Below are 12,841 nucleotides of genomic sequence, written 5' to 3'. Positions count from 1 at the left end.
CCTTAAGCCGGCTGCTAATTTTGTCAAGCGGACTGCTAAGGAGGTGCTTGACATCCTTAGCGACCGCTCAATATCATTAGCGGCACCGGCGAATGGACCGGCGATGCTCTGGAGATTTAATATGGGCACCACTGCAGATGCCGCGTTCAGCCGCGGCGATAACCGTCACACCATCGAAGTGGCAGACGACACCCTCACCTTCCGATCGGTGGCGATCACCGACCTGACGCCGACCGGCACGCAGCTGGCGAAGGCAGCGGGCTTCAAGCCGCCCGACACGGCCATCGTCCTCCAGATGCTTGCCGATGGCGCCCTCGAAACGATCCGCCCGGACGAGGTGGTCGACCTGCGCCATGACGATGGCCGTTTCATCATCGTGGAGAGCGATCGCCTCTATCTGTTCTCGGTTAACCGCGAGCGTTTTGACTGGCCGGCGCGCGTCGCGACTGGCGCTGTCGTGCGCAAGCTCGGCAAGGTGCCGCGCGACGAGGCCTTGTACTTGGAGCGGATCGATGAGCCCGATCGCCTGATCGATGACCGGGATCTCGTCGATCTCGATCGCCAGGGAATCGAGTCTTTCATCTCGCGCAAGCAGCACTGGAAGCTCAATGTTCACGGCGTCGTGATCGAGGCTGCGACGTCGACCATCACCGCTGAAGCGGCGATGGCTCAGGCCGGGTTCGACACGACCAAGCCGTGGCACATCTATTTCAAGGTGGCCGGCGCGCCTAAGCGTGAGGTCCAGCTCGATACGGTCCTCGATCTAGAAACCCCAGGCATCGAGAAGCTGCGTCTGAGCCCGCGTGATGTCGGTAATGGGGAGGCGCCTCCGGCGCCTCGCCGGGATTTTGCTTTGCTGGACGCGGATGCCGAGTATCTGGACCGCCTCAAGCTGCGCTGGGAAACGATTGAAGAGGGTGACCAGCGCCGCTGGCTGGTCATCCACAATTATCCCGTGCCGACGGGCTATGCGGTTTCGCACACGCTCCTCGCGCTGGAAGTGCCGCCGACCTATCCGGCTGCGCAAATCTATGGCTTTTACGTTTATCCGCCGCTCCAGCTGACTTCGGGGCGCGAGATTCCGAGCACGCAGATGCGCGGCACGATCCGCAAGAAGGAGTTCCACGGCTGGTCGCGCAATCGCGGCGCAGTCGGCTGGAACCCGGCCGTCGACAACGTCGTGACGCAACTCGCTCTGGTCGAAGCTGCCTTGGCGAAGGAAGTTGGCGAATGATGCCGGCCAGCACCTTGGCCCTCGCCGGCATCCACCATAGCGAGGCCCGCAGCCACCTTTTTCCGGGCGATGGCTTCGAAGCCGCGACCATCCTGTTGTGCGCCCGGACACCTGGTCCCCGGCTCAAACTTGTTGTGCGTGAAATGATTCCCGTGCCGCACGACGCGTGCGCGCGCCGGGTACGAGACGCTATCACTTGGCCGGGTGCCTATCTGGAAAAGGCAATCGACAAGGGCGAGGTCGAAGGGCTGGCGATCATCCTCCTGCATTCGCACCCCGGTGGTCTCTTCGCCTTTTCCGAAGTCGATGACGCCAGCGATGCAATCACCATGTCGAGCCTGTTTCAGGCCTATGGTGATCTGCATGGTTCTGCGATCATGACGCCCGATGGCGCGATCCGCGCCCGGCTGTACGGTCCCGATCTGAAGGCTAGCCCGGTCGATTTGGTCACCGTCGCTGGGGACGATCTGCACTACTGGTGGGCAGATACCTCCGGGTTCGGCGGCCCTTCAAATAAGCCGATCGCCTTCACGAGCGGCATGACCCAGGAGCTTGGTCGCCTGCACGCCGTCATCATCGGTGTGTCCGGGACGGGGTCGATCAATGCTGAGCAGGCAGCCCGGCTGGGCTTTGGTCGCGTCACCTTGATTGACTTCGATCGTGTGGAGCGGAAGAACCTCAATCGTATCCTGAACACGACCATTGCCGATGCTGCGGCCGAACGTCTGAAAGTCGACGCCTTCAGCGCGGCAATCACCGCCTATCGCGGTGAGGGCGTGGCGATCCCCCTGCCGAAGTCGATCGACGCGCGCGCGGCCGTGATTGCCGCCAGCCAGGGCGATGTGATCTTCTGCTGCGTCGATACGCTCGACGCGCGGTACATGGCGGACCTGATCGCTTCGGCTTTTCTGAGCCCGCTGATTGATGTGGGCGTGGTGATCCCTGTCCGGGCCAACGCGAGCACCGTCGCGATCGCCGATGCGGTAGGCCGGATAGACTATGTCCAGCCGGGCGGCGCGACGCTTGGCGACCGCAAGGTCTACACACCCGAAACGCTGCGGGCCGAATATCTCCGCCGTGTTGCGCCTTCCGAGCATGCGCACGAGATCGAGGCGGGATATCTCAAAGGGATTGTCGAGGAAGCCCCCGCTGTCATCACCCTCAATATGCGCGCGGCCGCGGCGAGCATGAATGAGTTCATCCTGCGGGCCTATCCCTTCCGGCTGGAGCCCAACCGAAATTATGCTCGGACCCGTTTCAGCTTGGCAGGCTGCGACGAGGACTTATTTGCCGAAGACAGTTTCGACAAGGCACCGAACCCACTCCTCGGGCGCGGCGCGCGCGAGCCGCTGCTTGGCCTGCCGGCATTGGCGCTGCGGGCGACGAAGCCATGATTGGATGGCTCAGCCGATGGTGGCGTGACGCCAGGGAGCGCCTGGGTCCGCGGCGTCGATTGCTGCGGTCCGGTTCTGACATTCTGCCCGCAAGACTGCCCCGGCGCGACCTGATGCTGGCCGAAGACGATGGCGAGGCGTGGAGCATCGGCATGAAGTGCCCGTGCGGTTGCGGCGATACGGTTGAACTGATGCTGCTGGCGGAGGCCACTCCGCGATGGACGCTGACGCTCGACGCCAAAGGCCGTCCGAGCCTTTCGCCATCTGTGTGGCGCAAGTCGGGGTGTCGCGCTCACTATTGGGTGATCAACGGCCGCGTTCGCTGGTGTCGGTAACTGCCCGGCAAGTATCAGCGTTGCGATTGGCCGCTTCCGGCGCGAGCGGACATTCCCAGTATCGCGTCGGTACGGCGTGTGTTGGTCCCCAGCCGACTCCGCGCGAGCGTCAGCTATCCCCGCGACCCGGTTCCGAACCAGACAGTCGCCTACCGGCCCGAGCCGGTCATTTACTTTCGAGATACCCATACGCTCAGGACTACGCGGTCGGGCTTCAATTGAGAGAGCCCATCGCTAAGCGATGGTTCCAACGAGCATCGATCGAAACGAAGTGCATGGCACAATCGGCGCTGCGCAAACTTGAGGGCTTCACGCTGATCCGGCCTTCCCGTAGCTCTGATTGACCGTGGCAAGCCCGAGTAACTATGCAACGTAGAGTCAGTTTCTCGTGCAACGCAGAGTCAGTTACGATGCGCCCACCAGTCTGAGCCTGTCGAGGGCGTACCCAGCAAGCGCGCCACAACATCAGACAGTCGCTACCGAACGTCCAACGGCAGTAAGCCTGCTGGGACCCGCAGTTGCCCCCAGCCGCAAAGGTGACGATGCACGGAGCGGCATTGCCGTCCGGCCCTGCCATCACTCTTTTTGTTGATTGATAAAAGTGGCCCAATGCGTCGCGAATGTTGCAGCTATCGGCCCCTTAGGCGGGAACTTCAGATTTTTGCCCTCAAAATCTCTGTAGTCAGCTAGGCACGACTTGGAGAAGTGAAGAGTACCTGCCTCGGGGTGCACCGACATGAGCTTGGCATCGAAAAGCCGGTGCAAGTCTGCCCTTAGTATCCAGCCATTTTCAAGGCGGTCATCGCCATCATCGCCCACGCTTTGGATATGTGCAGCATCAAGTGCGTCCCGCGTCGAGCAGCCGGACACGGGGCAAGTGGTCGAAAACAAGTTCAGCAGGTCTGTCCGAAATTTCGCTTGCCCCGGCCTAGATAGCCGAGAGACCATTTCGCGCTGACGCTCTAGTCTCTGAGCTTCGGTCTCTTCGGTAATGTGCAGAACTTCAAAGTGCGGTCGCAGCATCCTAGCCAGCTTCGCCGATTGCGGCTTCGACGGGTCACCCCAAAGACGGCCGTTCTGCGCGAACACAAGCCGCGCGATTGTTTTCAGGCCAAAAACGCGGTGTTTGTACCGGATAAAATAGGACTTAGGGCCTTGGCTTCCCAAGGTGGCAGCTCGCAACTCGTCATCGCTCATCTGCGCAGCCGCTTCTAGCGCATGTCGAAAATCTTTGACGCTCGGCTCCCATGATCCTGCTGGCTCGTCGCCAGGCAACTCGTCGCCAGGCAAGGGGAATGGAGTGTCGATGACCAATGGCCCCTTTGGAACAAAACCATGGGCCAACAGCCCTGTTCCTCCCCTCTTGGGCAGTTTGCCTATTTCAACGGGACTTGAGAGCCGGTGCAGGCCACGGACCGCATAAAAGCCTGCAAAAGCCCCATCCTGCTCTGTGCTGGGAGGTCGGTATGGCTTCCAATCCTTCCCCGGTTTGCCGCTCCTGGCTTCCCGGTACTCGACAAAGCGAGCGCGATAGGTTGCCATAGGGCTGCCCGGTGCAGGGTCTTCGGACGCATAGAAGAGGGCATCGACAGGGTGTTCAGGGTCGATGCCTTGCTGAAGGTCTCGCAAAACCTCCCATGCATTTGTCCCGAAGACCACCAGATCTTCGACCGTCGGCATGGCAGCGCCCGATTGGAGATGCACGAGCGGCACCGGGGTCAGAAGGCACACATCGGCGGTGGGTTCGATCATGCTGCGGCCTCCTTCGGTCTGCGACCGCGCTTGGCTTTGGGGGCGGCGGCGCGCTGAGTGCGTAAGCGGGCGAGGAGGGCGCTGGCAGGTTCGTCGGCCGGGTCCTGAGGGACGAGTTCGCCCCGGAACGCCTTGGCGAGCAGCGCGGCCTCCAGCCGGTCGATAAGCGCGCGGGCGCGGGCAGCTTCGGCTTCCATGCGGTCGGCGCGGGCGAAGGCGTCTGTAAGAATACGCACCATTTCCTGCTGCTCATCCTCAGGCGGCAACGGGATACCAAGCCCCTTCAGCTTCGTGCCGTTGACGTTCGCTTGTCCCACTTGTTGACTTGCCACTTGCCCAACCCAAGCACGGCCAAATGGCGAGTTCAGGTAGAAGACCAGCAACCCCGGCAGGATGCCTGAACACCTTAGACGGATCAGGTAAGAGGCGTAGGATGCTGGCGCTTCATGCCCTCTGAACACCGCGCTCTTGCCGACCAATTCAAAGCTGTTGGTCCGGTTGAACAGCACATCTCCCGGCTCAAGGAAAAGGTTTGGAAATTCGGCATGTTCGGCTGGCAGGTATTTCAGGTTTCCCCAATCGAGTTCGCCTCGCTGGATGTTCCCCATACGCAGGACAGGCACACCGTCGCTGGCGTCGCTTGTCTTCGCGGAGGAGCCGTACTGCACAACTCCGAGCACCTCGTCGACAGATACCCAACGCCAGTGCGGCGGCAATTTCACGTCTGGCTGCCAGTCAATTGCAGCGGCAGCTTTCCGGCGCTTCTGGCCCGCTACCGCTTCATATGCGGCATCAAGATCGACCGGACTGGTCTTCGCGACGTCGGCATTCTCATTACGCCAAGCAGCACTCAGTTCGCCCTTGAAGGCGGCCACGACCGAGGACTGCCGCAAGTGCTCCGCGAGGACGGGCACCCGATCCAGTTCCGCCCGCGCGCGGGCGAGGTGGGCGGTCAGCGCGTCCAGCTTCGCGACGATGCGGCGCTGTTCGGGCAGCGGGGGGAGTGGCACGCCAATGGTCTCGATCATGCCCTTAGTAAGGGCCTGTCGGGTGAGGCCGTAGTTCTCGGAGAGTATGAACTGCTGCATACTTGGCGACGCCAAGTAGCTTTGAACGTATCGCGCCAACACCTCTCGCAGCCTGATGATGCAAACGTGCTGGTTCACGCGGGCACCTGCCATGCTCGGTGGCGCTAGGCACACCCGGCCAATCGAGGCCCCGGTGATGTTCAACAGGACGTCGCTTTCTTCAACGACGACATTTGCAAGCCCGTCTGCTTGCGCTTGGCTGAGAAAGGCTAGCCCCTCAGGATCGAAACCTGCGAAGTGGACATTCATGGAGCGGATCAGCGGAATTTCGCCTCCGCCATAGGCTTCGCGGCCACCGCGTGGCGTTGCGCCACTGCCGATCTTCGAAGTCAACTCATCAAGCGGTACTGCGACCCAACCATCTGGAAGGCTCACGCAGCGACCTCCGCTTCAACATCGCCAGTCAACTCGCCAACTAGCGCCCCGATCTCCTCCAGCGCCAGCATCAGGTGCCCTTCGATAGCCGCCGCGATGTCCTCGGGCGTGTCGAGACCATCCTCAGCCTCGTCGCTGGTGTCCTTGAGCCAGGTGATGTCGAGGTTGTCGCCGCGCGCCGCGATTTCCTCGCGGGTGAAGCGTCGGAAGCGGCCTTCCTCGCCGGTGTCGGTGCGCAGGGCGAGGCCCAGCTGGTCGGGGCCGAAGGAGGCAACGAAGTCGGTGAAGTCGCCGCGCTTCAGGGGGTTGGTCTTGCCATAGGCAGGCGCGCCCGAGCGCATGTCGTAGATCCAGACGGCCTCGGTCGCGTCGGTGATCGGAGCTTCCTCGTCGGCGCGGGTGAAGAACAGGACGTTGGTCTTGACCCCTTGCGCGTAGAAGATGCCGGTGGGCAGGCGCAGGATGGTGTGGAGGTTGCACCAGCTCATGATGCGCTTGCGCAGTTCCTTGCCCCGTCCATCGTCGAACAGGACGTTGTCGGGCACGACCACCGCCGCGCGGCCACCGAGCCTGAGCGCCCGCACGATGTGCTCCACGAAGGGCAACTGGAAAGAGGAGACGCGCGAAGTGATCGTCAGGTCATCGCGCGTGGGTGGGCCGCCAGCGGGACCGAAGGGCGGGTTGGAGAGGATGAGGTCGGCGTTCTTGAACTGCGGGGCGCTGCCCTTGGGGGACAGGCTGTCACCCAGGACCATGTTGTCCGGGTCGATCTTGTGCAGGTGCAGGTTCATCAGGAGTAGGCGGAAGGTATCGGGCACGTTCTCGATGCCCCGGATGGCCTGGCCGAGCTGGAACTTCTGCTGCGCTGGGGACAGTTCGAAGTAGTCGTCTGTCGCCTCGCGCATGGCATGATCGGCGGCAATGAGGAAGCCACCCGTGCCCGAGGCCGGGTCCTGGATCACCTCGCCGGGGCGGGGCTGCATCAGCTCCACCATGACCTCGATCAGCACGCGCGGGGTAAAGTACTGCCCCGCCCCGCGCTTAGTCTCCTCGGCCATCTTCTGGAGGAGACCTTCGTAGGCATCTCCGAAGGCATCACGCTCGGCAGTGAACCAGCGCAGACCGTCGATGGCCTCGATCAGGCGGGTGAGCGTGGCCGGTTCGCGCACGACGGTGGTGGCGTTCTGGAAGATCGCGACAATGGAGCGGTCCGCAACCTTTTCGGGGTCTCCGAGGTCCACCAGCGCCTTGCGGTAGTTCTGGAGCACCTCGGCCTCGTTCGCGGCCTTGATGGCGCTCCAGCGGTAGGCTGCGGGGATCTTGCCTTCGTCATGCTGCTCGGACGCCATTTTCAGGAACAGCAGGTAGGTCAGCTCGGTAACGTACTGCTGGTAGGTAATGCCGTCCTTGCGGAGCAACGTGCACAGACGCCACAGCTTGGTGACGAGGTCGGAAGCGGGGTTCAAGGGGTACTCTCCTAAGCGGCCTGGCCGCTATCCCAGATGGCGCTGTTGAGGTCCATGAGCACGTCGGAAAGCTTGTGGTCAAATTCCCTGTCGATCTCGGTGAAGCCGCCGTTCTGAGCGAAGGCCCCATCGGCAAGCATGACCGGATCGCCGACGGGCTGTTCCTTTAGGGCGCGCCCGATGCGGTTCAGCCAGCGCTTCTGCGCAGACGTCCAGTCGCGGCTGGCGAGGATTTTCTGCACGCCGTTCTCGACGCGGGTTTCGTAGGGCACGAGCGGATCGCCCAGCGCAGCCTGACGCACGAAGCCGATAATGTGGGCAGCGATGTCGGCATTGCGGGCGCGACCATAAGCCTGGCGCAGGGCCGCCTCGGAATAGCCCTGCGCATCGAGCAGCAACGCGATTTCGCGTAGCTCAGCCCGCGTCAGGTCGCGCGGCTTCTGCGTGGCAGCGATTAGGGCTGGGACGAGGTTCATGTTGGCCTTCACATAGGCCTCAAAGCCGGAAATGTAGTCCGCAGGCGACGCCTTGTCGCCAAAATCATCCTCGACCGAGATCAATTCGTCCTCGTGCTCGGAAACGTAAATGCCGTCACCCTTGCCCTTCTTGCGGGGCGCGTCGAGCACCTTGGCCAGCGAGGGGTGCTGCCGGAACAGGGCAAGTGTGTCAGCTGGGTCGGCATCCTTGAGGGTGTCCGGCAGGTCCTTGAGCGGTCCTAGCACCTGTTCGAGAGCCTCGCGGCGCTCCTCGTCTAGCCGCTTGATCGCGGTGCGCAGCTTCACGACGATCTGGTCGCGCACGATGGCCTTGTCGGCATCCTGCGGGGCGCGTTCGAGGTCGCGGACAAGGTCGGTGAAGGACAGCGCCGGGTCAACGACCACGGGGCGCATGTCGGTGAAGTCCTGGAGGTTGGCGTAGATGTCTACCGCGTCGAAGATGCGGAAGTAGGCCTTGCCGATCTCGTCGCAGCGGCGCGTGGCTCGACCAATCATCTGGTCGTACAGGATGCGACTATTCACGCGACGCACAAACACAAGGTTGGTGATCGCAGGCACGTCGATACCGGTGGTGAGCAGATCGACGGTGACGACGTACTTGGGGCGCGGGTCGTTCTTGAAGGCCTTGATCGCATCCAGCGGCTTGTCCACGCTGCCGGTAATCTTGGCCACGATGTCGTGCGGCTGGGGGCCGTATTCTTCCTCCAGAGCTTCCCTGAGCGCCTTTATGAGGATGTCGGCATGGTCATCCCGCGCGGCAAACAGGAGCGTCTTGCCGGGCTGCTGAGGCGGGCATTCGACGGCTATGGCTTGGGCCACCGCCTTGTTGAACGGCTCAGTGTAGACCTTGCGGTTGAACTGGGCGACCTCGAAGTCGACCTGATCCTCAAGGTCGAACAGGTTCACTTCGCCGGTCTTCGGGTCGATGATTGTAACTTCTTCGCCCTGCTCGAAACTGATGCCGGTCTGACTGAGCGCAGTGGTGATGCGGCGCGGGGGGCGGTGGTCGATCAGGTAGCCGTCGATAACAGCCTGTCGGTAACCGTAGGAGTAGACCGGCGGCCCGAAGATTTCGCGGGTGTGCAGTGCAGGCGTGGCAGTGAGCGCAATGGTGGTCGCGTCAAAGTAGTCCAGCACGCGGCGGTAGGCAGAAAGGTAGTCGTCGAGCGTGCGGAAGCCGAGGTCGTCCTCGCGCAGTTCCGCATCCAGCGTGTAACCCCGGTGTGCCTCGTCCACGATGATAAGGTCGTAGGTGCCGGGCGTGGGGCGTTCCGGCCCCGGCTCGTCGAACAGGCGACGCACCATGGCCTGCACCGTCGCTACTTGAACGCGCGTGGAGGCCTCGGGGAATTTGATCGCCAGATCGGCCACGTTGAACACATCGCTGAACTTGAGGAAGCCCTGCGTGTCCGTTGTGGCCATCGCGTCGAGGGTCTGCCGCCCGAGGGCGTTGCGGTCGACGAGGAAGAGGATGCGGCGGAACCGCTTGGCGCGCAGCAGCTCGTACATGAGCGCGATGGCGAGGCGCGTCTTGCCCGTGCCGGTCGCCATGGAAAGGAGGATAGACTGCTGCCCTTCCCCAATGGCGTCCGCTACGGCACTTATCGCATCGACTTGGTAGGGCCGCAGGCCGGAGACGCCCAATTCGCGCCCAGCCTGTACCGACGCAGGGTCACCGACCGCTTGCTGAAGCCGCTCGTCGAGATCGCGCGGAGAGAACCACTCGGCCAGCGCCTTTGGAGCCTCTCCGGTCCGTGCGTTCCAGAACCAGATGCCGGACTTAGTGGCCAATTGCTTGACGTAAGGGCGGCCATTGGTCGCGAACATGAACGGTACACGGAACAGGTCCATCCCCTGCGCCCATGGCCCGCCAAGAGGCTGCTCGTCCTCGCTGAGGATGATACCCTGCGCGTAGCGCTTGGCCTGCGATAATCGCCCAGGAACGTCCGTAGACCCTTTCTTTGCCTCCACCACGCCAATGCAGCGCCCATCTACGAATAGGGCGTAATCGACAGGACCTGTCTCAGTGGGCCACTCCGCAATGGCCATGTTACGTCCCACGACAGGTCGAGCACCTGCGGCGTGCCGAAGGACGACGCTGTCGACCTCCCAACCGGACGCCCTTAGCGCCTCGTCGATCAGCACGCGGGTAGAAGCCTCGTCGAGTTCGATCTTTTCCGCCGACGAAGCTGCAACGGCTGCCAGCAGGTCGAGTTGGACCGGCGGCTTGGCGGCTGCACGCTCCTGCAATCGCTTGATCTGGGCTTCAGCCTCATGCGTCTTGGCTTCGGTTTCGGAGGCGTATTGCTCCCAGAACTGTCTTTCGTCGTCGCGTTGGTCGGCCAATCTGGCCGCCTCGGCTCTCGCCGCTTCCGCATCAGACGCTGCAAGCCGCGCCTGCGCCTCCGCGTCACGAGAAGCGGCAACCTGCTCGCGGAGGGCCTCCATCTCCTGCTGGAGGTGTTCAGTCATGTCCTCGGGCGGCACGGGAGGCACGAAGGGGCCGGGCTTGAAGTTGGGCTGGTTGCGGTAGGTTTGGTAGAACCAGACTGCGAGACTACGCGCAAACTTCAGGCCCGTGAGCGCGTCTGAAGCAGTGCCCGCCTCCTCGTGAACTGCCCGGTTACCCGCCTGCTTGAGGTGGTAGAACAGGTCTGCCGCCTGCCGAGGCAGTTCAGACCGTCTGCGCAGGGCGAAGAGCACGTCATCGAAGCTGGGGCTACCTGCCGGAAGTACCCCATGGGCAGCCGCCACCTCTTTGGCGAGCAGTTCGGCGAAGGTGCGCAGCTTGGCGAGCGCGGAAGGCGCGTCATCCCGAAAATAGCGCTCCGCCAAAGTAGCAAGTCGTACTAGCCGGTCATCGCCGCCTTGGTCCAAGAACCGAAAATTGAGTGACGCCCCACGCACGTGAACACCTTATCGGCAAGCGATTGATACTCAAGACCGAAATACAGCAGGTGCGCGAACCATTCCCGATTATGGGATCACACCGCCGCAAGCATCCTTTCCAGCAATTCGTCCAGCGAGTTGCATCGTAACGGAGCAGCCGCGCTGGAAACCTGGAGTTCTTCTGCTTACCCTGCCTTATTCACCGGGGCGGGTGAAACGGTTTGCGGGACCCTATTCCCAGGCTCGCGACGGTGCGAAGAGCTGGAACCGCCAGCGCCGCATTTTCGCCGGATCGAGGCCAGCATCTTGGGCATGGACATCCGCTACGTCATTACCTCACTGGGCCAAGGCTCGACCTAACACATCTACAATATGCTCTACTGCGCACGCGGCTAGGCTGAAAGCTTGATCATATTACAAAAAACCTAGCCTGCCAGCGACTGCAGCTCATGCTGCTCGGCCAATGCCAAGAAGATGCGGCTATCCTGCATACCGCCGCTTACTGGCTGCTATGGCACATCCGACATTCCGTCCCATCACTGGCCTCGGCAGAGTTCGCCACATTACGCCTGTGTATACTCAAAGTCGCCGCCCGTGTCACCGAAAGCACAATGCGCATCCGCGTGGCCTTCGCCTCAGCCTGCTCGGATGCGCGGCTTTTCAGGACCCTTGCAACGGTCTTCGATCCACCGCGACATAGCAGGTGGGGCCCTGCCGTACACACTCTGAACCGGCCTAGCACCAACCTCCGAAAGCCAATTGCTCTTGCCCCTTGAATGCGCCCACGATCACGCTCGCTACTATCACCTCGCCGCCGTTTCACAGGCCGCGCAACGCAATACGGTGGCCTCATGAATAGGACGGGTTCGAGTGCGAAGCCAATGTGGGTCATATAGGCAGTTGCGACAAAAGCGGTCACACGAGTCATGACTGCCTGCAGCATTGATGCCAGCCGCTCAGACCAGGGGAACAAAGCAGACTGAGGGCTTGAGGCCGCCAGATGTCATTAAATTACCACAATATCAGAGCTATCGCCCCGTCCCACAGTTCAAGCTATCGGCATGCAAACAGTGCATCCGCCCGCTTCTTGCACCCGCCAACACTATGGAAAAGTCATTATTTCAAGCCTAATCTATGATTACAGAAACGCAACTTGCAGATGTAGCAGGTCCAGCAGGGGAGCAGAGTATCTTGACCCTGACGTTTGCAGCGATGGGCATGCTCAGCCAAAGCATTTCCCCAAAACGCAGAAAATTTTAATTTCGACCGACCGCCCCCTGTCATCCGCAGGGCAACCCGCAGGCCATTAAAATGGGTGGTACCCTTCTGTCGGGATCTGACCGCCCTAAACACGCCTCTCACTTACAATCGAAGCTTCGCGCGCAGGGGCACGCGCGCAAGCAGAAATCGCAGAACGGCGCAAGACGCTTGAAGGGGTGGTTCATGGAAAGACCAACTATTTAAGCGTTGTTCCTAGAAACACGCCAAGATACTTGATGCACACCCATCCGTTTCGTCTAATTGGACCGCCTAGCGCAATTCCGCGCCGGGATTTTCAAATTGACTGACCTAATTTTTGCGGCCCATGCGGCCCTATACTGGTTGGCGGGCCTGCCCGTCATGCCGCTGCGCACCAACAGCAAGGCAGCGTTCGTAACGAAGTGGCAGGAACTGTGCTCTCGGAGTAATTGCTCACGGGGTTGGCAGAAAAGTGTTGCGCGGAGGTCGATTGGCTGATTCACCCTACGGATGCCGCCACCGCCGCTTCATGTTCTGACCGAGGCCGAGAAGAACGAGCTGCTGCTTGCTCA

7 protein-coding genes and 1 pseudogene are annotated in these 12,841 nt (G+C 61.7%); 4 read left to right on the top strand and 4 right to left on the bottom strand.

Translation table 11 applies throughout. From position 1 onward, the window contains the following. The first annotated feature begins 121 nt into the window (after window positions 1–121). From V2S85_RS23775 to V2S85_RS23765, 3 genes are all read left to right on the top strand, one after another. Window positions 122–1,234, top strand: coding sequence for a multiubiquitin domain-containing protein (locus tag V2S85_RS23775; RefSeq protein ID WP_330705280.1), 1,113 nt, complete (start codon window positions 122–124; stop codon window positions 1,232–1,234). Further along, the gene (locus V2S85_RS23770) at window positions 1,234–2,628 is read left to right on the top strand and encodes a ThiF family adenylyltransferase (protein WP_330705279.1); all 1,395 of its coding nucleotides are present in this window, start codon (window positions 1,234–1,236) and stop codon (window positions 2,626–2,628) included. The genes V2S85_RS23775 and V2S85_RS23770 overlap by 1 nt, the downstream gene beginning before the upstream one ends. Window positions 2,629–2,741: 113 nt before the next feature. Beyond that, window positions 2,742–2,963, top strand: a complete 222-nt coding sequence (locus V2S85_RS23765) for a DUF6527 family protein (protein ID WP_330705278.1) — start codon at window positions 2,742–2,744, stop codon at window positions 2,961–2,963. A 576-nt stretch (window positions 2,964–3,539) separates the two neighbouring features. Here V2S85_RS23765 and V2S85_RS23760 read toward each other — a convergent pair. Genes V2S85_RS23760 through hsdR form a run of 4 tightly spaced genes read right to left on the bottom strand, consistent with a single transcriptional unit; the run spans window position 3,540 to window position 11,048 of the window. Then, a complete protein-coding gene (locus V2S85_RS23760) occupies window positions 3,540–4,715 on the bottom strand; it encodes an HNH endonuclease signature motif containing protein (RefSeq protein WP_330705277.1) in 1,176 nt (391 codons plus the stop codon). Beyond that, window positions 4,712–6,178, bottom strand: coding sequence for a restriction endonuclease subunit S (locus V2S85_RS23755; protein WP_330705276.1), 1,467 nt, complete (start codon window positions 6,176–6,178; stop codon window positions 4,712–4,714). The genes V2S85_RS23760 and V2S85_RS23755 overlap by 4 nt, the downstream gene beginning before the upstream one ends. Further along, on the bottom strand, window positions 6,175–7,644 hold the full coding sequence (locus V2S85_RS23750) for an N-6 DNA methylase (protein WP_330705275.1): 1,470 nt from the start codon (window positions 7,642–7,644) through the stop codon (window positions 6,175–6,177). Before V2S85_RS23750 ends, V2S85_RS23755 begins: the two co-directional genes overlap by 4 nt. 11 nt (window positions 7,645–7,655) lie before the next feature. Then, on the bottom strand, window positions 7,656–11,048 hold the full coding sequence (hsdR, locus tag V2S85_RS23745; RefSeq protein WP_330705274.1) for a type I restriction-modification system endonuclease: 3,393 nt from the start codon (window positions 11,046–11,048) through the stop codon (window positions 7,656–7,658). A gap of 214 nt (window positions 11,049–11,262) precedes the next feature. Here hsdR and V2S85_RS23740 point away from each other — a divergent pair. Further along, window positions 11,263–11,701, top strand: a pseudogene (locus V2S85_RS23740) (transposase); the annotation flags it as partial. Window positions 11,702–12,841: the final 1,140 nt, after the last annotated feature.

Source organism: Novosphingobium resinovorum (assembly GCF_036352595.1).
In the GTDB taxonomy this organism is placed as follows: domain Bacteria; phylum Pseudomonadota; class Alphaproteobacteria; order Sphingomonadales; family Sphingomonadaceae; genus Novosphingobium; species Novosphingobium resinovorum_B.
This window is presented reverse-complemented; position numbering and strand designations above follow the sequence as displayed.

Coding starts and splice junctions, on each gene's coding strand:
- V2S85_RS23775 (WP_330705280.1), top strand. CDS start 122: ATGGGCACCACTGCAGATGCCGCGTTCAGCCGCGGCGATAACCGTCAC.
- V2S85_RS23770 (WP_330705279.1), top strand. CDS start 1,234: ATGCCGGCCAGCACCTTGGCCCTCGCCGGCATCCACCATAGCGAGGCC.
- V2S85_RS23765 (WP_330705278.1), top strand. CDS start 2,742: ATGCTGGCCGAAGACGATGGCGAGGCGTGGAGCATCGGCATGAAGTGC.
- V2S85_RS23760 (WP_330705277.1), bottom strand. CDS start 4,715: ATGATCGAACCCACCGCCGATGTGTGCCTTCTGACCCCGGTGCCGCTC.